The organism is Micromonospora sp. CNZ286 (assembly GCF_014207755.1).
The window spans coordinates 3,246,807-3,266,564 of record NZ_JACHIZ010000001.1 but is presented as its reverse complement, the minus strand read 5'-3'; the positions used below and the strand labels follow the sequence as shown (position 1 = coordinate 3,266,564).

The window sequence follows — 19,758 nt, the reverse complement described above, 5'->3', positions numbered from 1 at the left end:
GTGACCGCTGGCTCACCCATCGTTCCTGCGCTTGTGTGGATTGCAGAGAACCGTTGGTGGCTTTCCCACCGATGAGGTGGGACCCGGAGGACCGATGATTCTGAGAAGACTGCTGGACAGCACACCCGCTCGCCTGGCACGCCAGAGTTCCGACCTGCTCCAGCTTGTCGTGCTGGCCGGTACGGGCCTCGTGACGATGTTCGGCCTCGGGAGTGCGTGGATGGTGGCGTTGCGTCTACCGCTGTGGACTCCCGCAACCCTGGCGATGCTTCTGCCCGTTGGAGTGCTGATCACTTACTACGTTCGGTGTGTCTACCACCCACCTGATTTTGTGATCGAGGAACTCGACGGGTCGTTGGTCGTCACCAGGGTCAGAGGAGACGACGGCCGTGACCATCACCGCTACGCCTATACGCGACAGCAACGTGTCCGCGCCACCCGGCAGATTCGTCTGGTGGGCATCCGTTCCCACTGGAGTGGACAGAACCGGGTGATCGAGGGGGTGACGTCGCTGTTCCCCGAACATCGACTGCTCGACGGTGCTGTGGCGGAGGAAGACGGGCGCGTTTACCGGTGGTTGTATCTCCTCGGCCCGCTCGCCCGCGGACGTCGCGTCAACGTCGGGATCAGGCAAGTGTTCGAAGACGTGTACGCCCCCATGAAGCCCTACTACCGCGAGAGCTGCGAGGAGCGGCGGGTAGGGAAGCTGTCGGTGCGTGTGCAGTTCGATCGCGCGGATGCACCCGCCGAGGCGTGGCAGGTCGTGTGGCGGAGAACCCGGTCGGGGTCGAGTCGCCAGGAGATCGCTCGTACCCGCTGCGAGCCGAGCGGTGCCTGCCCGGCGGGGAAAGTCGTCTACGAGATGACCTTTCGGCGCCCGGACCGCGAGTGCGCCTATGGGATCTGGTGGCGGTGGCCCGGGGACCCGCCACGTCGGCGCCGGACCTCGACATCCCTCGACGCGACGACTCAGCTCGAACGCGATGTCACCCCGGATTCCGCAACAGGCCGTTGGTGATCCGGCCCAGGTGCCCGGCGACCGGCCCGGCGGTGAGCAGGCCGCTACCGGCCCCGGCCAGCTCAGCCGCTGCTGGGGCGAGCGCGCTTCGTGCCCGGAGCATCGCGTCCCGGTCGCCCAGCGCTACGGCGGCCCGCGCGGTCAGGCACCACAGCGCCTCCATGAGCAGGTCACGCGGCGGCGCCGGGGTGCGCCGCAACGCCCCCGTGGCCTCGTCCCGGCGGCCGTCGGCGAGCAGGAGCAGCGGGCGGGCCCAGGGCGCGTACGGGCCCCAGTCCGTGTCCGCCGGGAAGACGGCCGGCAGGTCGTGCCACACCCGCAGGCAGAGCAGCGCCAGCGGCGCCAGCCCGCGTTCCACGCCGGGCATGCCGCAGCCGGCCAGTCCGGTCGCCCACGACCGGTACGCCGCCTCCGCGTCCGGGTACGCGGCTCCGGTGGCGGCTGTCCGCATGGCCCGGTAGCCGCCGGTGAACACGCCGACGAGCGGGCTCTCGTGCCGGGCGGCGAGCCGGTCGGCCGCCTCGGCGTGCGCGTCGGCGGTGGTGAAGTCGGCGAGCGCGCTCCGCGCCTGCACCCGGATCAGATGTCCGAGGATCTCCACTGTGGCCAGGCCGTGCCGCGCCGCGAGCGCGACCAGTTCGGCGCCGATCCCGTCCCGCTCGGCGGCCAGCCCCGCGCGGTGGAACGTCTGCATGTACACGCCGTTGAGGGCCTGGGCCAGCAGCGCCGGGTCGGCCACCCGCCGGGCGATCGCCTCCGCCTCCCGCGCGGCCCCGGCGGGGCGCGGCGACGCCGTACCGCGGGACTCGATCGCGACGGTGGCCAGCAGCCGGGCGCGGGTCGCCTCCGGCGCGTCCGGGCCCAGCCCGGCGAGGGCCCGCTCCGCCGCCGCGACGACCCGGGCCGCCTGCGCCGGGTCGTCCGAGCGGGTCCAGATCGCGGGTACGTCGTACCCGCCGATGACCCGCGCGGTGAACTCCGGGTCGCCCAGCTGCTCGGCCGCGGTGATGGCCGCCTCGCGCTGGTCCCGGGCGGCCTCCAGTCCGCCCGGCCCGGTCACCGCGAGGCTGCGCAGCAGCCCGACCGTGGACTCCAGCCGGGCCCGCGCGCCGGGCACCACACTGCGCTCGTACGCCGCCGCGGTCTCCGCCCAGACCCGCGCCGGGCCGGTCGGTTCGGGTTCGGCCTGGCGCAACAGGTCGGTCTCCAGCCGCCGCAGCCGCGGTCCCGGGTCCAGGCCGAGTTGGTCGCGCAGCAGTTCCCGGGCGCGGCGCAGGACGGCGAGCGCGTCGGCCTGCCGCCCGGCCCGGTAGAGCGCCGACGCCAGCAGCGCCCACCCGTCCTCTCGCCACGGGTGCGCGGCGACGTGGGCGTCGAGATCGGGTACGGCGTCGGCGGCCCGGTCCAGCGCCAGCAGCGCCTCGGCCCGCCGCTCGACGGCTGTCAGCCGGATCTGGTCCAGCCGGGACCGCTCGGCGTGCGCCCACGGCTGGTCGAAGTCGGCGTACGCGGGTCCGCGCCACCAGCCCAGCGCCTCGTCGAGCCGGTCCAGCGCGGCCCGGGGCAGCGCGTCGGCCGCTGCGGTGACCGTGTCCTCGAACCGCCAGGCGTCGACGGTGTCCGGGTCGGCGCGCAGCGCGTACCCCGGTCCGTCGGTGACCAGCAGCCGGGCCGGCTCGCGTGGCGGACGGTGCGGTTCGAGGCGGCGGCGCAGCGCCGCGACGAACGTGCGGACCGCGCCCACCCCGCCGGGCGGCGGGTCGTCCCACAGGTCGTCGACGATCTGCCCGACCGGCACGGTCCGGCCCCGGGCGGCGACCAGCCGCGCCAGCACGGCCCGGTGCCGGGGCCCCTTCAGGTCGACCGGCGCACCCGCGTCGTCCCAGGCCGTGACCGGACCCAGCACACCGAAACCGACAGGCACCGCCCCCTCCTCGACCCGGGTCACCGTATCGCGCTCATCGGTTGCTCATCCGGCGCCGCCACGCTGGACCGGTACGACGAGACGAAAGAGGGATCGAGATGAGCACCACCATCGCGGGATTCGACTACCAGCGCGTTCCGGTCGCCGAGGACGTGGCGCTGAACGTGGCGGTGGGCGGCTCCGGCAGCCCGGTCGTGCTGCTGCACGGCTTCCCGCAGACGCACCTGATGTGGCGGCACGTCGCCGCCGACCTGGCAGGCGAGCACACGGTGATCTGCCCGGACCTGCGCGGCTACGGCGCCAGCGACAAGCCGGCCGCGCACACCGAGGACACGTACAGCAAGCGGACCATGGCCGCCGACGTGGTCGCGGTGGCCCGCGCGCTCGAGCACGAGCGGTTCGCGCTCGCCGGGCACGACCGGGGCGCCCTGGTGGCGGTCCGGGCCGGCCTGGACCACCCGGACGCGGTCACCCACCTGGCGTCGCTTGATGTGCTGCCCACCCTCGACATGTGGGACGTGCTGCACGGCGCCTCCGCCTCGGTGGCGTTCCACCTCTACCTGATGGCCCAGCCGCCCGGCCTGCCCGAGACGATGATCGCGGCGAGCGCCGACGCGTTCTTCGGGCACTTCCTGGACGCCTGGGCCGGTGACCCGGCGGCCATGCCGGCGGAGGTGCGCGCCGAGTACCTGCGTGCCTCCCGGGAGGCGGTCGACTCGATCGTCGCCGACTACCGGGCGTCGGCCGGGATCGACGTGGCGCACGACCGGGCGGACCGGGACGCCGGGCGGCAGCTGACCATGCCGGTCACCGTCATCCAGCAGGACTGGGGCGCCGCGCTGGGCTACGACGCGGCGGCGGTGTGGCGGGCCTGGGCACCGGACCTGGAGCACCGCACCACCACGGCCGGGCACTTCATGGCCGAGGAGGCACCCGGCGAGATCGCCGGGGCGCTGCGCGCGCTGCTCAAGCGGTAGGTACGGCGGTCCGGGCGCGCGCGGCGCCCGGACCGTCCGCCCCCGTCCGCTCAGCCGGCCCGTCTCCGGACGTGCCACAGGCCGAGCGCCGCCAGCAGACCGGCCGCGCCGAGGTGGAGCGCCAGCTCGATCCACTGGAACGCCCAGAACCGGCGGTTCGGCTGGTAGGCCAGGTCCACGTGCAGGTCGAGCGCGCCGAGACAGACCGCCGTGTCGCCGAACGTGCCGGTGGCGCCGGTACGCGGCGGATCGCGGAAACAGGTGCCGAACGCCTCGTCGGAGAGCTGACGCCCGTCGGCGGTCCGCAGCGGGCTGATGTCGGTGACCCAGGCGCCCGGCACGTCCAGCCCGCCGACCACAGGGGAGCCGGTGATGCTGCCCAGGTTGCGGGCCCGGTTGACGGTGTCGGCGGTCATCGGCACGGTGATGCGCTCCGGCGGCAGGTAGTGCGGGCGCAGCAGGTTCGGCACCGCGAGCTGCACCACGACCACGGCCAGGAACACCACTGCCATCGCCGGCAGGGTGCGGCGCAGCAGCAGCCCGGCGACCACGCCGAGGACGAGGCCGAACACCGCGTACCCGACCGGCGCGACGCCGCGCGCGCCGAACAGCACGGTGCTGAACCGGTCGCCGGCGACCCGGTCGACGGGCGAGGCCGCCCAGGTCAGCAGCGCACCGAGCACACCGGCGACGAGCGCGGCGGCGGCCGAGAGCACCGCCAGCTTGACCGCCAGCCAGCGGCGGCGGGGCACGCTCTGGTTCCACACCAGCCGGTGCGTGCCCTGCTCCAGTTCCCGGGCGACGAGCGGCGCGCCCCAGAAGGCCCCGATCAGCGCGGGCACCAGCGCGAACCCGCCGGCGAGGAACAGCATCGTCTGCGCGTACCGGTCGGGCAGCCGGGCCGGATCCGGTACGGCGCGGATGTCCGCGCCGAGGCGCAGCAGGTAGGCGCCGGCCAGCACCAGCAGGGCGGCGCCGACGAGCGCCGGGAGGCGGAACTGCCGCACCGTCATCCGGATCATCGGGTCACCGCCGGGCGAGTGGCGGCCCGGGACAGGTACGCCAGGACCAGTTCCTCCAGAGTGACCGGCGCGCCGTCGCGTACCGCCGGGCCCCGGACCACGACGCGGCCGGGCTCGGCCCAGACCACGTCGGCCCCGGCGGGCGCCGCGGCTGTCCGGTGGTGCGTGGCGAGCAGGTCCGGGACCGGACCGGCCACCTGCACCCGGGCGGCGCAGAGCACGACCAGGTGGTCGCAGACCTGCGCCACATCGCCGAGCAGGTGCGAGGAGAGCACCGCGCCCGCGCCGAGTTCCCGCACGAAACCGGCCAGCCCGTGCATGAACTCGCGGCGCGCAAGCGGGTCCAGCGCGGCGGCCGGCTCGTCGAGGATCAGCAGCTCGGGACGTTTCGCGGCGGCCAGCGCGAGGGCCAGTTGCGCGCGCTGGCCGCCGGAGAGCCGGCCCGCCTTCTGCGCCGGGTCCAGGCCGACCTCGTCGACGCGCCGCCGGGCCAGCGTCGAGTCCCAGGACGGGTTCAGCCAGGCGCCCATCCGCAGGTGCTCGGCGACGGTGAGGGAGGCGTAGACCGGCGTGTCCTGGGCGACGAAACCGACCCGGGCCAGGTGCGCGGCGTCGGCGGCCGGCGGCGAGCCGAGCACCGTCAACGTGCCCGAGGTCGGCGCGATCAGCCCGCAGGCCAGTTGCAGCAGCGTGGACTTTCCGGCGCCGTTGGGGCCGACCAGGCCGACCACGTGCCCGCGCGGAACGCTCAGGTCGCAGTCGGCAAGCGCGGTCCGGCGGCCGTACCGTTTGGTCAGCCGCTCGGCGTGCAGGGCGAGTGGTGGATGCATGCGGCTCATCCTGGGCATGTCCGGACCGGCGGGCATCGGTCCGGAGCAGGGTCCGGCGCGCGGCGGACCCTACTTTCGGCCGGTTCGGCCCGGCCCGCGATCTCCTAGCGTGCTGGGCATGGCTACCGAACGGCTCACCCGGGTTGCGGCGACGGCGGGGCTCGCCGTGGTGCTGCTCGCCGCGATCGGCGTCCAGGCGGTGGCGGTCGCCGCGAGCTGGGGTCTGCGGTACTGGCTCCCCGGCGGCGCGGCCGCCGTCGTGGTCGGCGTGCTGGCTCTGGTACGCCATCGGCAGCGCGTCGTCACGGCCACTGCCGGACTCGCCGTCTCCGGGTCGGCAGTCGCCGCGGCCCGGCTGTTCGACCTGCCCACCGAGCCGGGGCCGGCGCTGGCGCTGGCGTCGGCCGTCCTGGTCGGATCGGCGGTACGCGCGCTGCCGCCGCTGCCCGCCGGCCTGATCGCCGCAGGTGGTCTCGTGGTGGCGGCCGGGGCGTGGGCGGCGGCCCGGCCGGGGGCGGGCGGGTCCGGGGTGGTGGCGCTCAACGGGCTGTGCTGGCTCGGCGGGGTCGTCGCGGGGCTCACGCTGCGGCTGCTCGACGAGCGGGCCCGTGCCGCGGCCGAGCGGGTACGCCGCGACGAGCGGCTGGAGCTGGCCCGGGAGCTGCACGACGTGGTGGCGCACCACGTCACCGGCATGGTGGTGCAGGCGCAGGCCGCCCACCTGGTCGGGCGGCGGGATCCGGCGCGCGCCACGGAGTCGCTGGCCGGCATCGAGGCGGCCGGCGGTGAGGCGCTGCGGGCCATGCGCCGCCTGGTCGGGGTGCTGCGCGACACCGCCGACGCGCCGCCGGCGTCGGCCGGTACCGAGCAGATCGAGGAACTGGTCGAGCGGTTCCGCCGGCAGGGCCCGCCGGTGCGGCTGCGGCTGCCGGGGGAGACGGCCTGGCCGCCGGAGGTCACCAGCACCGTGCACCGGATCGTCCGGGAGGCGCTGACGAACGTGGCCCGCCACGCCCCGCACGCCGGCCAGGTCACCGTGGACGTGTCGCAGGAGCCGGACGCGGTGGTGGTCGAGGTGACCGACGACGCGTCCGGCGTTTCCGCCGTTTCCGCCGAGCAGCGGGGCGGATACGGCCTGATCGGCCTGCGCGAGCGGGTCGAGGCCCTCGGCGGCACGCTGCGCGCCGGTCCCCGCTCCGGCGCCGGGTGGTCGGTGCGGGCGGTAGTGCCGCACGGGAGGGCGTGATGACGATCCGGGTGCTGCTCGCCGACGACCAGGCGATGGTCCGCGGCGGGCTGCGGCTGATCCTGGAGGACCAGCCCGACATCACAGTGGTCGCCGAGGCGGCCGACGGCGTCGACGCGGTAGCCCAGGCCCGCCGGCTGCGCCCGGACGTCTGCCTGGTGGACATCCGGATGCCGCGGCTCGACGGGCTCCAGGTGACGCGGGCGCTCGCCGGGCCCGAGGTGGCCGACCCGCTGCGGGTCGTCGTGGTCACCACGTTCGACCTGGACGAGTACGTCTACGGCGCGCTGCGCGGGGGAGCGGCCGGGTTCCTGCTCAAGGACGCCGGACCGGCGCTGCTGGTGGAGGCGGTCCGGGCGGCGTACCAGGGTGACGCGCTCGTGTCCCCGTCGGTGACGGTCCGGCTGCTGCGGCACCTGACCCCGCCCGCGCCGCCCCGTGACGAGCGCCGCCCGGCGCTGTCCGAGCGGGAGATCGAGGTGGTACGGGAGATCGCCCGGGGCCGGACGAACCTGGAGATCGGCGCGGAGCTGTTCATCTCGCTGAGCACCGTGAAGAGCCACGTGTCGGCGGTGCAGACGAAGCTCGGCCTGCGGAACCGTACCGAGATCGCGGTCTGGGCCTGGGAGCACCGCGTGGTCGACTGAAACGTTGGCGGACGCGCTACCGTACGTTGTACGTTAGCGGCCGTCGTCAACGGAGGGGGCACAGTCGTGGAACATGCGATCCTGGCGGAGGGCCTGCGCAAGCGATACGGGGACACCGCCGCGCTCGACGGATTCGACCTACGGGTGCGACCGGGCACCGTGTGCGGGCTGCTCGGCCCGAACGGGGCGGGCAAGACCACAGCCGTCCGCATCCTGGCCACGCTGCTGCGCTTCGACGCCGGGCGGGCCGAGGTCGCCGGCTTCGACGTGGCGGGACAGGCCGACCGGGTGCGCCACCGCATCGGTCTGGTCGGGCAGCACCCCGCTGTGGACGAGGCACTGAGCGGGCGGGAGAACCTGGTGATCTTCGGCCGCCTGTTCCACCTGGACCGGGCCGGGGCGAGGCGGCGCGCCACCGAACTGCTCGACCGGTTCGGGCTCGCCGACGCCGGCGGGCGGCCGGTACGCACGTACTCCGGTGGCATGCGCCGCCGCCTCGACCTGGCCGCCGGGATGATCCTCGCGCCGTCGGTGCTGTTCCTCGACGAGCCGACCACGGCGCTGGACCCGCGCGGGCGCAACGAGGTGTGGGAGGCGGTACGCGACCTGGTACGCGGCGGCACCACGGTGCTGCTGACCACGCAGTACCTGGACGAGGCCGACCAGCTCGCCGACCGCGTCTGCGTGCTCGACGCCGGCCGGGTGATCGCCGAGGGCACACCTGACGCGCTCAAGTCCCGCCTCGGCGGCGACCGGATCGAACTGGTCGTCCGCGACGCCGCCGACCTGGCCACAGCCGTCGGGCGGTTGCGCGCCGTCGCCCTTGCCGAACCGGCAGTCGATCCGGACCGCCGGGCGGTCAGCGCCCAGGTCGGCGACCGGGCCGGCGCGCTGACCGAGGTGCTGCGCGCGCTGGACGCCGACGGCGTGGACGTGGCCGACGTGGCGTTGCGGCGGCCCACACTGGACGAGGTGTTCCTCCAGCTCACCGGCGCGCCGTCCGCCGCTCGGACCGGTGTGGAGGTGACCGCGTGACAGCGACCGTGACCCCGGCCCGGCGCGCGTCGCTGGCCGGTGACGGCCTGACGCTGACCGGGCGTGCGCTGGCGCACTGGCGGCGCGAGCCCGGCCCGCTGGTCGGCTCGCTGGGCTTCGACATCCTGATGGTGCTGATGTTCGCGTACCTGTTCGGCGGCGCGCTCCAGGTGCCCGGCGGTGGCAGCTACCGGGAGTTCCTGATGCCCGGCATGTTCGCCATGACGATGGTCTTCGGCATCAGCATGACCACCATGGCGGTCTCGGCGGACCTGGAGCGCGGCGTCACCGACCGGCTGCGGTCCATGCCGGTGTCCCGGCTGGCCCCGCTGCTCGGCCGCGCCGTGGCCGACCTGATGTTCGCGGTGGTGACGCTCGCCGTCATGCTGCTCGTCGGCCTGGCCGTCGGGTGGCGGGCGCGCGGCGACCTCGGTGACACGCTCGCCGCGTTCGGGCTGATCCTGCTGCTGCGGTTCGCGCTGGTCTGGGTGGGCGTCTTCCTCGGCCTGACCGTGAAGGGGCAGAGTGCGGTCACGGCCGTGCAGACGCTGGAGTTCCCGCTGGGCTTCCTGTCCAGCGCGTTCGTGGCGCCGTCCACGATGCCCGCGTGGCTGGGCGCGGTCGCCGAGTGGAACCCGCTGTCCGCGACCGTCGGGGCCACCCGGGAGCTGTTCGGCAACCCCGGGTGGGGCGGCGACTCGTGGGTGGCAGCGCACCACCCGCTGCTGGCGGTGCTCTGGCCGCTGGCGCTGGTCGCGGTGTTCCTGCCGCTGTCGCTGCGCCGCTACCGGGCGCTGAGCCGCTGAACCGGACCCGGGGGCGGCCGTGCGCCGCCCCCGGGACGCGGTCACGGCCCGGTGAGGACGACCAGCTCGCCGGTCGCCCGGGTCATCGCGACGTACCGGTCCACCGCGCCGGAGATCCCGTCGCCGAACGACTCCGGGTCGACCAGCACCACCAGGTCGAACTCCAGTCCCTTCGCCAGCTCCGGGGTCAGCGACCGGACCCGCTCCGAGGCCGGGAACGCCGGATCGCCGATGACGCACGCGACGCCCTCGGGATGGTCGGCGAGCCAGCCGTCCACCACCGCGCCCAGCTCCGCGCGGGCGCCGTGACGCACCGGGGCGCCGTCGCGGATGGACGTGGGTACGTTGGCATCAGGGAGCACGGCCCGGATCACCGGTTCGGCCGCCGCCATCACCTGCGCCGGAGTGCGGTAGTTGACGGTGAGCGTGGCCACCTCGACCCGGTCGAAGCCGGCCCGCGTCAGCCGCTGCGGCCACGACTCGGTGAACCCGTGCCGCGCCTGCGCCCGGTCACCGACCACTGTGAAGCTGCGCGACGGGCAGCGCGCCAGCAGCATCTGCCACTGCGCGTCGGTCAGCTCCTGCGCCTCGTCCACCACGACGTGCGCGAACGGCCCGGCCAGCAGGTCCGGATCGGCCACGCTCAGCGCGCTTTCGTCGACCAGGCTCGTCCGCATGTCCTCGCCGTACAGCATGGTCATCAGACCCTCGCCGTCGTCGTAGGCGTGCGACGCGATCAGCGCGTCGACCACCGTGTCCATCTCGGCGCGCTGCGCGGCCAGCACCGCCTCGTCGCGGCGCCGCCGCAGCGACGCCTCCGGGTCGCCGACGCGGCGCCGGGCCGCGTCCAGCCACGGCAGGTCGGCGACAGTCCAAGCCCGGGGGTCGGGCCGCCGCAGCGTACGGATCTCCTCGACGCTCAGCCAGGGCGCGCACCGGCGCAGGTAGGCCGGCACCGACCACAGGTCGGCCACCACGTCGAGCGGGTCCAGCAGCGGCCACGCCCGGCCGAACGCGGTGACCAGCTCCCGGTCGCGCGCCAGCGCCCGGCGCACCGCCTCCTCCGGCTCGTCGCCGCGGTACTTCTCCACCAGGATCGTGAGCAGTTCCTCCCACACGTCGTCGCGGGCCTCGTTGTGCGGGACGCCCGGTCCGGCCGCCTCGAACGCCGTCGTCCAGTCGTCGGCGGTCAGCCGCAGCTCGCCGTCCCCGACGCCGACTGTCATCCCGGTCGCGGGCGGCTCCTCGTAGAACCGGACCGCGGCGTCGACCGCCCGCACCGGGTCCGCGGACGCCTTCAGCCGGGCCACCTCCGGGTCGGTCTCCGGCGCCGCCGCCGCGCCCTCGGGCACCAGGTCGGCGAGCGTGCAGATCTGCACGTCCTCCTCACCCAGGCTGGGCAGCACGTCCGACACGTAGTTCAGGTACGGCTGGTGCGGCCCCACCACCAGCACCCCGCCCCGGCGCTTGCCCAGCCGCGGGTCGGCGTGCAGCAGGTACGCGGTCCGGTGCAGCGCCACCACCGTCTTGCCGGTGCCGGGGCCGCCGTCGACCACCAGCGCGCCCCGCGACCCGGCCCGGATGATCGCGTCCTGGTCGGCCTGGATGGTGCCGAGCACGTCGCGCATCCGCGCCGACCGGGTCGCGCCCAGGCTGGCGATGAACGCCGACTGGTCGTCGAGCGCGGCGTGCCCGGCCAGGCCGTCGGCGGTGAACACCTCGTCCCAGTAGTCGGTGATCCGCCCTCGGCTCCACCGGTACCGGCGGCGGCTGACCAGGCCCATGGGGTCGGCGTGGGTGGCGCCGAAGAACGGCTCGGCGGCGGGGGAGCGCCAGTCCAGCAGCAGCCGGCCGCCCACGCCGTCGGTCAGGCCGAGCCGGCCCACGTACACCGGTTCGCCGCCGTCCGCGCCGACCATCCGGCCCAGGCACAGGTCCAGGCCGTGACGGCGCAGCGTACGCAGGTGCGCGCTCAGCCGCCGGACCTCCTGGTCCCGGTCGACCGCCTGCCGGCCCCGGCCGCCCGCGGTCCGGCGCGTCGCGTCGAGCCGGTCGGTCAACTCGGCGATCGAACGGTGCAGGCTGTCCGCGATGGCGGCGAAGTGCCGCTCGTCGGCGGCGATCAGGTCCGGGCCGGCCTTCGCCGACAGACGCTCGGGAAGATCGAAAACGCTCCTGGCAGGCAGATTCAACTCGTCTCCGATCACGGGCACGGCCGAGCCTCCGCTCTTCGCGGCTTTTCGAATGCCTCGGCAATGGGTTACGGCCGGCAATTGTGCGCCCTCACCCCGGTCTTGCGGCAAGACCGGGGGTGCGCTATATGTTGGTAGTGGCGGGAGAACCCGCCATTCTTTTTGCGCGAACATTTCTCGGGCTCCCCTTTTCCGGCGTCCCGCCGACCGCCGGTGACCGGCATGGCCGGTAGGATGACGGCACCATGTCGAAGGAGCGCCGGCGCAAGGCCGATCCCGCCCGCAGCCTGGCCCTTCTCTGGCGCACCCAGGAGCCGGCCAGCCGCGGCGCCGGTCCCGCCCTGAGCGTCGACCGGATCGTGCGCACCGCGATCGAGATCGCCGACGCCGACGGCATCGACGCGCTCACCATGCGCCGGGTCAGCGAGGCGCTCGGCGTCGGCACCATGTCCGTCTACACGTACGTGCCGGGCAAGGCGGAACTGCTCGACGTCATGGTGGACACCGTCCTCGGTGACCTGCCGCGCCCGGCCGACGTGCCGGGCGGCTGGCGCGGCCGGCTGGAGCGCATCGCCCGGGACAACCTCGCGCTCTACCGGGCCCACCCGTGGCTGCTGCGCGCCGAGACGACCCGGCCGGTGCTCGGCCCGAACGTGCTCGCCAAGTACGACTACGAACTGCACGCGGTCGCAGACATCGGGCTCGACGACGTGGAGATGGACGCCGTTCTCACGCTCCTGCTGGGGCACGCCAAGAACGCGGCCCGGGGCGCGCTGGACGTGGCCGAGCTGGAACGTGAGACCGGGATGACCGACGACCAGTGGTGGCAGACGCACGGCCCCTGGCTGGAGAAGTTCATGACCGCCGGCAGTTTTCCGCTCGCCGCGCGGGTCGGCACCGCCGCCGGGATGGCGCACGGCGGGGCGTACGGACCGGACCACGCCTTCGAGTTCGGTCTCCAGCGGGTGCTCGACGGCATCTCGGTGGTGGTGGCCGCCCGCGCCGCCGACGAGCCGGAGCCCGGGAAGACCTTGTAATCCTACTAGTTAAGTAGGAAACTCTCACTGGGTCGATGATCCCCCGTCACCCGTCGCCTCCGGCTGCCCTCCGTCGCCCGCGCGTACCCGTAGGAGCCCCTCATGAGCAACGCGCCCACGCCACCCGAACCGCCCACCGCAGGCACGTCCCGGCTCGCCTTCAGCGAGGACTGGGCCGCCACCGTCCTCGGCCTCGCGCTGCTGCTCCTGGTGCTGGCCGGTGCGATCCCCGCCGGGCTGGTGCCGTGATGGCCGCCGCCCCGGAACCCGCCGTCCGCAGCACCGCCGCCGGGCCGCCCGCGGCCTCCACCGCGGATGCCCCGGCCGCCGCGACCCCGGTGGACCGACCCGCCGGTACGCCCGCGGTCGCGCCACCCCGGGCCGACCTGCGCACCGGCGCGTTCTGGGCCTGGACCGGCCTGGGCCTGCTGGTGGTGCTGGGTCTCGCCGCGCTCACCCGGTACCTCGAACAGAACGTGCCGGTCTGGGCCGAGGGCAGCGCCATCGAGGACGTGGCCGGCGCGGTCGAGTACCCGGTCTACGCGATCCTGCTCGGCCTGCTCGGCAACCTGGTCGTCACGGTGACCGGGCTGCGGGACCGGATCTCCGCCGCGTTCCGTACCGAGTTCTTCATCAAGACCGGTCTGGTGCTGCTCGGCGCCTCGATCAACCTCGCCGTCATCGCGAGCGCTGCCGGGCCCGCCATCGCCCAGGCGCTGCTGCTGATCAGCGGCGTGTTCCTGTTCACCTGGTGGCTGGCCGGGCGGTTCGGCCTGGACGAGAAGCTGCGGGCACTGCTCGCCTCGGCGGTGTCGATCTGCGGAGTCAGCGCCGCCATCGCCGCCGCCGGTGCGGTACGGGCACGCCGCGAACAGCTCGCGTACACGGCCAGCCTGGTCATCGCGTTCGCGCTGCCGTCGATCTTCCTGCTGCCGTGGCTGGCCGACGTGCTCGGCCTCTCCGACGCGGTCGCCGGCGCGTGGATCGGCGGCAACATCGACACCACCGCCGCCGTCACCGCGGCCGGCGCGCTCGCCGGTGAGGACGCGCTCCAGATCGCCAGCATCGTCAAGGTCACCCAGAACGCGCTGATGGGCGTGGTCGCGGTGGCGCTCACCGCGTACTTCGCGCTGCGCGTGGAGCGCCGCCCGGATGCGCCGCGCCCCGGGCTGGGCGAGCTGTGGCGCCGGTTCCCGAAGTTCGTCCTCGGGTTCGTCGCCGCCTCGGTGATCGCCACCTGGTACCTCGACGCGGCCGGGTCGGACGGCAAGGCCACCATGGCGATCGTCACCGACCTGCGGGTCTGGTTCCTCATCCTGGCCTTCGTCAGCATCGGCCTGGAGGTCCGCGTGTCGTCGCTGCGTGAGGCCGGCTGGCGGCCGGTGACCGTGTTCGGCGCCGCGACCGTGTTCAACCTGGTGCTGGCCCTCGGACTGGCGTCGGTGCTGTTCCACGGCTTCACGGTCTGACCGCCGTCCGTCCCCGTACACCTTGGAGGAACGCCGTGCCCGAGCCCGCCGACACCCCGGTCGACGCCGACGCCGACGCGCTGCGGACGCTGCTGCGCCACCAGGCCAGCACCGTCACGGTGGTCACCGCCGCCGGACCGCCCGCGGCCGGGTTCACCGCCACCTCGTTCACCGCTGTGTCGCTGCGACCGCCGATCGTCTCGTTCTGCCTGGACCTGGGCTCGTCGAGCTGGCCGGTGGTGTCCCGGGCGCGGCACGTCGGTGTGCACCTGCTCGGGCACGGCCAGCACGAGGTGGCCCGGAGGTTCGCCACCAGCGGGATCGACCGGTTCGCCGAGCCGACCCGGTGGCGGCCCGGCCCGGAAGGGGTGCCGGTCCTCGACGACACGCTGGCCTGGCTGCTGTGCCGGGTGGTGGACCGGGTCGTCGTCGGGGACCACGCCGTCGTGCTGGCCGAACCGGAACTGCTGCGGCACGCCGACGTCGGTTCGCCGCTGCTTTACCACCGGGGGCGGTACGCCGGGCTCGCCGACACGACCGACCCCGGCGACCGCCGCTCCGCGGCCTGAGCGCCCGGGGCCGGGCGTCGCTATCGTGGCCGCGTGATCACCTGCGTCGTGCACTACACGATCGACCCCGCGCAGATCGAGGCGTTCGAGCGCTTCGCCCGCGCCTGGATGCGGCTGGTGGCACGGCACGGCGGCGTGCACCACGGCTACTTCCTGCCCGCCGAGGGCGCCAGCGACCGGGCCGAGGCGCTGTTCAGCTTCGAGAGCCTGGCGGCGTACGAGCAGTACCGCGCCCGGTTCGGGGTGGACCCGGAGTTCGTCGCCGCCGACCGGATCCGCGACGAGTCGGGCTGCGTCCTGCGGTACGAGCGCACATTCATGCGCCCGCTCCTGCCCACCGACTGACACCCCGACCGGCCCGGCTACCGAGGCGGGCCCGGGGCCTCCGCCGCTGCGGCGTAGCGGCGGGCCAGGCGGGCGAACGCCTCGCGCAGCTCCGGCGGCCCGACCACCTCGATGTCGGCGTCGTAGCGGCCGAGCACGGCGGCCAGCCCGGGCCACGACCAGGCGCCGAGCACCAGCCGGCAGCGGTCCGGGCCCAGTTCCTCGACGATCCCGTCGCGGGTCCACCCGGACACCACGCGGGCGGGCAGGTCGAGGATCACCTCGCCCCGGCAGGGCCAGTCACCCGGCCCGGTGGCGCCCTTGAACCGGCCGGCGACGTACGCGGCCACGTCCCCGCCGGGCAGCTCGCGGGGCGTGAACCGGGGGCCGGTGGGCGTACGCGGGCTGATCCGGTCGACCCGGAACGTGCGCCAGTCGTCGCGGTCGAGGTCCCAGGCGACGAGGTACCAGCGCCCGCCCCAGGTGACCAGGTGGTGCGGCTGCACCCGGCGTGGCGGCCGGTCCGGGTCCGGTGGTGCGGTGGACACCGGCTCGTAGTCGAAGCGCAGCTCCTCGCGGGCGTGCACGGCGGCGCTCAACGTCATCAGCAGCGCCGGTTCCACCCGGTGCCGGGCGGGCGTGCCGGCGCGTTGCACGTCGACGACCCGCAGCGCGTCCACCCGGTGCCGCAGCCGCGCCGGCATCACCTGCCGCACCGTGGTCAGCGCCCGGGCGGCCGCCTCCTCGATGCCCGTCACGCCGCCGGCGGCGGTCTGCAACGCCACGGTGAGCGCGACCGCCTGCTCGTCGTCGAAGAGCAGCGGCGGCAGCGCGGAACCGGCGCCCAGCCGGTAGCCGCCGTCCGGCCCCTTGGCGCTCTCGATCGGATAGCCCAGCTCGCGCAGCCGGTCGACGTCGCGGCGCACGGTACGAGGGCTGACCCGCAGCCGTTCGGCGAGCAGCGACCCCGGCCAGTCCCGGCGCGCCTGCAACAGGGACAGCAGCGAGAGCAGTCGGGCGGAAGTCTTCGGCACGACACGCATTCTGCCGCGAGAAGAGGACACTCCCTGACCGCTACGCCTGCGAGGGTTGACCCGTACCCGATCAGGACCGGAAGGAACCGATGACGATGACCGGCACCACCACGACCCCCACCACCCTGGACGCCGAGCGGGCCGACCTGCTGGCCGAGCTGACCGAGGCCCGGAACACGCTGATCAACACGGTGCGCGGCCTCACCGACGAGCAGGCCGGGCTGAAGCCGACCGCCAGCGCGCTGTGCCTGGGCGGCCTGATCAAGCACGTCGCGTCCACCGAGGAGGCGTGGCTGCGGTTCGTGGTCGACGGCCCGGCGGCGATGTCCTTCGCCATGCCCGAGGGCGTCACCTGGGAGGACTTCATGTCCGGCCGGGCCCGCGAGCTGCCGCAGTGGGCGATCGACCGGGGACGGGACTTCCAGATGCTGCCCGAGGACACGCTGCCGGCGATCCTGGACCGGTACGCCCGCGTCGCCGCGCGTACCGAGGAGATCGTGGCCGGTGTCGACGACCTGTCGGCGACGTGGCCGGTGCCGGACGCGCCGTGGAACGAGCCCGGTTCGGTCCGCAGCGTCCGGCGGGTGCTGATCCACGTCATCGCCGAGACCACGCAGCACGCCGGGCACGCGGACATCCTGCGCGAGAGCATCGACGGCCGGACCACCACCTGAGCCGGCCGGAGAACGAAGCCGTGACGGTGCTCGACCGGCGTGCGCTCAACCGGGCGACCCTCGCCCGGCAACTGCTGCTCGACCGCGCCGGCCTCCCGGTGGCCGGCGCCGTGACGCACCTGTGCGGGTTGCAGGCCCAGGAGCCGCAGGAGCCGTACGTCGGGCTCTGGTCGCGGTTGCGGGCCTTCGACCCGGCGGTCCTGTCGGACCTGCTGGTGCGCCGCCGCCTGGTGCGTACCCACCTGATGCGCCGCACCGTGCACCTGCTCGCGGCGGACGACCTGCTGGCCTGGCGGTCCCGGCACGACGCGATGCTGCGCCAGCGGGTGCTGGGTGTCTACCGCGGCGAGTTCGACGGGGTCGACCTCGACGAACTCGCCGCGGCGGCCCGGGACGTCCTGGCCGACGGCGAGCCCCGCACCACCGCCGAGATCGTGGGGGCGCTCGCCGCGCGCTGGCCGGCGACCGACCGGCGGGCGCTCGGCGAGATCGTGCTCGCGCTGGTGCCGACGGTGCAGGCGCCGCCGCGCGGGCTGTGGCGCACCACCGCCGGTGTCCGTACCGTCGCTCTGGCCCGGTGGCTGGGCCGCGACGCCGACCCGCCCGGCTCCGGCGGCGACGACCCGGCCGGGCGGGCGCTGGTGCGGCGCTACCTGGCAGCGTTCGGGCCGGCCGCGTCGGCGGACCTGCGCGCCTGGTGCGGCCTCGCCGGGCTGCCCGCGGCGGTCGCCGCGGTCCGCGACGAGCTGGTGGCCTTCCGGGACGCGCGCGGCCGGACGCTGCTCGACCTGCCGGGCGCGCCGCGGCCCGAGCCGGACACCCCCGCGCCGGTACGGTTCCTGCCCGCCTTCGACAACGCCGTGCTCGGCTACCACGACCGCAGCCGGATCATCGACGACGCCCACCGCAACCTCTCCGTCGCCGGGGCCCGGTTCGTGCTCGTCGACGGCCGGGTCGCCGCCACCTGGACGGTCGACGCGGGCGTCGTGGTGGTCACGCCGCTGCGCGCGTTCACCCGCGCCGAGCGCGCGGCCGCCGCCGAGGAGGGCGCCGCGCTGGCGTCGTTCCTGTCCGAGGGCGACAACCAGGGGGTACGCGTCATCGCCCGTTGAGCCGCCGGTAAGGCGCGCGAGCGCGCTGGCCGCCGGTCAGGCGCGCACCGCGCGGCCCATCCGGGTGACCGCCTCGGTGAGCACGGCGGGGGAGGTGGCGAAGTTGAGCCGCACGAACCCGGCGCCGCCGGAGCCGAAGACGTGCCCGGAGCTGAGCGCCACCCGGGCCCGGTCGAGGAACATCCGCGCCGGACCGGCCAGGTCGCTCGCCACGCCCGGTCCGTCGCCCGCCTCGGTGGGTACGCCGAGGCGCCGGCAGTCCAGCCAGGCCAGGTACGTGCCCTCCGGCGGCCGCCACGACACGGTCGGAAGGTGCTCGGCCAGCAGTGATCCGAGCAGCGCCCGGTTCGCGTCGAGGCCGTCGAGCAGCCGGTCCAGCCACGGCCCGCCGGCGCGGAACGCGGCGGTGTGCGCGAGCACCCCGAGGTGACTGGGTCCGTGGCTGACCTCCTCCGGCATCCGCGCCAGGTCGTCCGCCGCGTCCGGCCCGGCGACCGCCAGCGCCGCCTTGAGCCCGGCCAGGTTCCACGCCTTCGACGCCGACAGCAGCGCGAACGCGTTCTCCGCGCCCGGCACCGTCAGGTACGGCGTGAACCGCGCGCCGGGCAGCGCCAACGGCGCGTGGATCTCGTCGGCCACCACCCGTACGCCGTGCCGGGCGGCCAGCTCGGCGACGGTGGCCAGCTCGTCGGGCCGGTGCACCACACCGGTCGGGTTGTGCGGGTTGCAGAGCAGGAACGCCGGCCGCTCGCCGATCGCGCGGGCCCGGCGGAACGCCTCCTCCAGCGCGGCCGGGTCGAGCCGCAGGTCCGCGCCGAGCGGCGCCTCGAGGACCTGCCTGCCGGCGTTGGCGACGAACGCGTAGAACGGCGGGTAGACCGGGGGAGTGACCACCACCGCGTCGCCCGGGCCGGTGACCAGGCGCAGTACCTCGACCGTACCCATCATCACGTCCGGCACCAGCGTGGTCCGGCCGACCGGGAAGTCGGCCCAGCCCCACCGCTGCGCGGCGAACCCGCCGACCGCCTCGGCGTACCCGGTGCCGAACGCGTAGCCGGTGTCGCCCAGCTCGACCGCCCGGCGCAGCGCCTCGGCCACCGGCGGCGCCAGCGGCACGTCCTGCTCGGCCACCCACAGCGGCAGCACGTCCGGCGGGTGCAGCCGCCACTTCACACTGGTGCGCTGCCGGAGCTGGTCGAGCGTGAGCTGGGTGAGCGGATTGCCCTCGTCGGCGGAAACGACCATGCGGCCCACACTAGGTTCCTCCTACCATCGCCCGATGACCCACCCGGCGTACCCGCTGCGCACGCCCCGGCTGCTGCTGCGCCCGGTCACGCTCGGCGACCTCGACGACGTGCACGCCTGGCAGCGCCGCCCGGACGTGGTCCGCTGGATGGCCGGTGCCGCGCCGCGTACCCGGGCGGAGTCCCTGGCGTCGGTGACCGCGATGGCCGGCGAGGACGCGCTGCGCGCGGAGGGCGACTGCCTGACGCTCGCCGTGGTGCGCGACGCGCGGGTGATCGGCGCGGTCGAGCTGGTGTGGCGCAGCGCCGCGGACCGCACCGCCGAGCTGGGGTACGTGTTCCACCCCGGCCACGGCGGCCGGGGGCTGGCCACGGAGGCGGCCGGCGCGCTGCTGGACTGGGGGTTCGGCGAGTTCGGGCTGCACCGGGTGGTGGCCCGCTGCCACGCGGACAACGAGCCGTCGGCGCGCCTGATGGCCCGGCTCGGGATGCGGCGGGAGGCGCGGCACGTGCGCAGCTACCGGTTCCGGGGCGGCTGGGCCGACCAGCTCGTCCACGCGATCCTGGCCGACGAGTGGCGTCGCCGCTGAGCCGCCGG

At 74.9% G+C, this 19,758-nt stretch carries 20 protein-coding genes; 14 read left to right on the top strand and 6 right to left on the bottom strand.

Features of this window, described 5'->3' with window-relative positions; genetic code table 11:
* Positions 1–94: 94 nt before the first annotated feature.
* The gene (locus FHX31_RS14780; protein WP_091327961.1) at positions 95–1,018 is read left to right on the top strand and encodes a hypothetical protein; all 924 of its coding nucleotides are present in this window, start codon (positions 95–97) and stop codon (positions 1,016–1,018) included.
* On the opposite strand, the gene FHX31_RS14775 is transcribed toward FHX31_RS14780, so the two are convergent.
* Entirely contained in the window at positions 987–2,942 is a 1,956-nt protein-coding gene (locus FHX31_RS14775; RefSeq protein ID WP_184976521.1) for a BTAD domain-containing putative transcriptional regulator, read from the bottom strand. The genes FHX31_RS14780 and FHX31_RS14775 overlap by 32 nt on opposite strands.
* Before the next feature lie 98 nt (positions 2,943–3,040).
* Between FHX31_RS14775 and FHX31_RS14770 the strand changes: the two genes are divergently transcribed.
* Positions 3,041–3,919 carry an alpha/beta fold hydrolase gene (locus FHX31_RS14770; protein ID WP_184976519.1) on the top strand — a complete coding sequence of 293 codons (879 nt, stop codon included), beginning with the start codon at positions 3,041–3,043 and terminating at the stop codon, positions 3,917–3,919.
* Positions 3,920–3,969: 50 nt separating this feature from the next.
* On the opposite strand, the gene FHX31_RS14765 is transcribed toward FHX31_RS14770, so the two are convergent.
* Both FHX31_RS14765 and FHX31_RS14760 read right to left on the bottom strand, forming a co-directional pair.
* Positions 3,970–4,941, bottom strand: a complete 972-nt coding sequence (locus FHX31_RS14765; protein WP_013286225.1) for an ABC transporter permease subunit — start codon at positions 4,939–4,941, stop codon at positions 3,970–3,972.
* Positions 4,938–5,771, bottom strand: coding sequence for an ABC transporter ATP-binding protein (locus FHX31_RS14760; protein WP_184976517.1), 834 nt, complete (start codon positions 5,769–5,771; stop codon positions 4,938–4,940). The genes FHX31_RS14765 and FHX31_RS14760 overlap by 4 nt, the downstream gene beginning before the upstream one ends.
* A 118-nt stretch (positions 5,772–5,889) precedes the next feature.
* Here FHX31_RS14760 and FHX31_RS14755 point away from each other — a divergent pair, with 118 nt between their 5' ends.
* The 4 genes from FHX31_RS14755 (at position 5,890) to FHX31_RS14740 (ending at position 9,505) form a co-directional block, all read left to right on the top strand.
* Positions 5,890–7,017 carry a histidine kinase gene (locus FHX31_RS14755; protein WP_184976515.1) on the top strand — a complete coding sequence of 376 codons (1,128 nt, stop codon included), beginning with the start codon at positions 5,890–5,892 and terminating at the stop codon, positions 7,015–7,017.
* Complete coding sequence (locus tag FHX31_RS14750) at positions 7,017–7,664, top strand: response regulator (RefSeq protein WP_013286228.1); 648 nt, start codon at positions 7,017–7,019, stop codon at positions 7,662–7,664. Before FHX31_RS14755 ends, FHX31_RS14750 begins: the two co-directional genes overlap by 1 nt.
* A gap of 66 nt (positions 7,665–7,730) precedes the next feature.
* The gene (locus FHX31_RS14745; protein ID WP_184976513.1) at positions 7,731–8,699 is read left to right on the top strand and encodes an ATP-binding cassette domain-containing protein; all 969 of its coding nucleotides are present in this window, start codon (positions 7,731–7,733) and stop codon (positions 8,697–8,699) included.
* Positions 8,696–9,505 carry an ABC transporter permease gene (locus FHX31_RS14740; RefSeq protein WP_123110101.1) on the top strand — a complete coding sequence of 270 codons (810 nt, stop codon included), beginning with the start codon at positions 8,696–8,698 and terminating at the stop codon, positions 9,503–9,505. Before FHX31_RS14745 ends, FHX31_RS14740 begins: the two co-directional genes overlap by 4 nt.
* A gap of 41 nt (positions 9,506–9,546) precedes the next feature.
* Here the strand turns inward: FHX31_RS14740 and helR are convergent, their stop codons facing one another.
* A complete protein-coding gene (gene helR / locus FHX31_RS14735) occupies positions 9,547–11,718 on the bottom strand; it encodes an RNA polymerase recycling motor ATPase HelR (protein ID WP_184976511.1) in 2,172 nt (723 codons plus the stop codon).
* Between the two features lie 224 nt (positions 11,719–11,942).
* On the opposite strand from helR, the gene FHX31_RS14730 reads away from it, so the two are divergent.
* From FHX31_RS14730 to FHX31_RS14710, 5 genes are all read left to right on the top strand, one after another.
* On the top strand, positions 11,943–12,734 hold the full coding sequence (locus tag FHX31_RS14730) for a TetR/AcrR family transcriptional regulator (protein WP_184976509.1): 792 nt from the start codon (positions 11,943–11,945) through the stop codon (positions 12,732–12,734).
* Between the two features lie 102 nt (positions 12,735–12,836).
* Positions 12,837–12,983: a hypothetical protein gene (locus FHX31_RS14725; protein ID WP_162959099.1), complete on the top strand. Its 147-nt coding sequence runs from the start codon at positions 12,837–12,839 to the stop codon at positions 12,981–12,983.
* Positions 12,983–14,203, top strand: coding sequence for a YeiH family protein (locus FHX31_RS14720; RefSeq protein WP_184976507.1), 1,221 nt, complete (start codon positions 12,983–12,985; stop codon positions 14,201–14,203). Before FHX31_RS14725 ends, FHX31_RS14720 begins: the two co-directional genes overlap by 1 nt.
* A 35-nt stretch (positions 14,204–14,238) precedes the next feature.
* Positions 14,239–14,772, top strand: a complete 534-nt coding sequence (locus FHX31_RS14715; RefSeq protein WP_120569979.1) for a flavin reductase family protein — start codon at positions 14,239–14,241, stop codon at positions 14,770–14,772.
* Positions 14,773–14,805: 33 nt separating this feature from the next.
* The gene (locus tag FHX31_RS14710) at positions 14,806–15,117 is read left to right on the top strand and encodes an NIPSNAP family protein (RefSeq protein WP_184976505.1); all 312 of its coding nucleotides are present in this window, start codon (positions 14,806–14,808) and stop codon (positions 15,115–15,117) included.
* A gap of 17 nt (positions 15,118–15,134) precedes the next feature.
* Here FHX31_RS14710 and FHX31_RS14705 read toward each other — a convergent pair whose 3' ends face one another.
* Entirely contained in the window at positions 15,135–16,139 is a 1,005-nt protein-coding gene (locus FHX31_RS14705) for a WYL domain-containing protein (RefSeq protein ID WP_184976503.1), read from the bottom strand.
* 86 nt (positions 16,140–16,225) lie between these two features.
* Here FHX31_RS14705 and FHX31_RS14700 point away from each other — a divergent pair, with 86 nt between their 5' ends.
* On the top strand, positions 16,226–16,804 hold the full coding sequence (locus tag FHX31_RS14700) for a DinB family protein (protein ID WP_114921266.1): 579 nt from the start codon (positions 16,226–16,228) through the stop codon (positions 16,802–16,804).
* 20 nt (positions 16,805–16,824) lie between these two features.
* Entirely contained in the window at positions 16,825–17,916 is a 1,092-nt protein-coding gene (locus tag FHX31_RS14695) for a winged helix DNA-binding domain-containing protein (protein ID WP_184976501.1), read from the top strand.
* Positions 17,917–17,952: 36 nt separating this feature from the next.
* Here the strand turns inward: FHX31_RS14695 and FHX31_RS14690 are convergent, their stop codons facing one another.
* Positions 17,953–19,161: a MalY/PatB family protein gene (locus FHX31_RS14690; protein WP_184976499.1), complete on the bottom strand. Its 1,209-nt coding sequence runs from the start codon at positions 19,159–19,161 to the stop codon at positions 17,953–17,955.
* Between the two features lie 34 nt (positions 19,162–19,195).
* Here FHX31_RS14690 and FHX31_RS14685 point away from each other — a divergent pair, with 34 nt between their 5' ends.
* Positions 19,196–19,750, top strand: a complete 555-nt coding sequence (locus tag FHX31_RS14685; protein WP_184976497.1) for a GNAT family N-acetyltransferase — start codon at positions 19,196–19,198, stop codon at positions 19,748–19,750.
* Positions 19,751–19,758 lie beyond the last annotated feature (8 nt).

Coding starts and splice junctions, on each gene's coding strand:
- FHX31_RS14780 (WP_091327961.1), top strand. CDS start 95: ATGATTCTGAGAAGACTGCTGGACAGCACACCCGCTCGCCTGGCACGC.
- FHX31_RS14770 (WP_184976519.1), top strand. CDS start 3,041: ATGAGCACCACCATCGCGGGATTCGACTACCAGCGCGTTCCGGTCGCC.
- FHX31_RS14765 (WP_013286225.1), bottom strand. CDS start 4,941: ATGATCCGGATGACGGTGCGGCAGTTCCGCCTCCCGGCGCTCGTCGGC.
- FHX31_RS14760 (WP_184976517.1), bottom strand. CDS start 5,771: ATGCATCCACCACTCGCCCTGCACGCCGAGCGGCTGACCAAACGGTAC.
- FHX31_RS14755 (WP_184976515.1), top strand. CDS start 5,890: ATGGCTACCGAACGGCTCACCCGGGTTGCGGCGACGGCGGGGCTCGCC.
- FHX31_RS14750 (WP_013286228.1), top strand. CDS start 7,017: ATGACGATCCGGGTGCTGCTCGCCGACGACCAGGCGATGGTCCGCGGC.
- FHX31_RS14730 (WP_184976509.1), top strand. CDS start 11,943: ATGTCGAAGGAGCGCCGGCGCAAGGCCGATCCCGCCCGCAGCCTGGCC.
- FHX31_RS14725 (WP_162959099.1), top strand. CDS start 12,837: ATGAGCAACGCGCCCACGCCACCCGAACCGCCCACCGCAGGCACGTCC.
- FHX31_RS14720 (WP_184976507.1), top strand. CDS start 12,983: ATGGCCGCCGCCCCGGAACCCGCCGTCCGCAGCACCGCCGCCGGGCCG.
- FHX31_RS14705 (WP_184976503.1), bottom strand. CDS start 16,139: ATGCGTGTCGTGCCGAAGACTTCCGCCCGACTGCTCTCGCTGCTGTCC.
- FHX31_RS14700 (WP_114921266.1), top strand. CDS start 16,226: ATGACCGGCACCACCACGACCCCCACCACCCTGGACGCCGAGCGGGCC.
- FHX31_RS14690 (WP_184976499.1), bottom strand. CDS start 19,161: ATGGTCGTTTCCGCCGACGAGGGCAATCCGCTCACCCAGCTCACGCTC.
- FHX31_RS14685 (WP_184976497.1), top strand. CDS start 19,196: ATGACCCACCCGGCGTACCCGCTGCGCACGCCCCGGCTGCTGCTGCGC.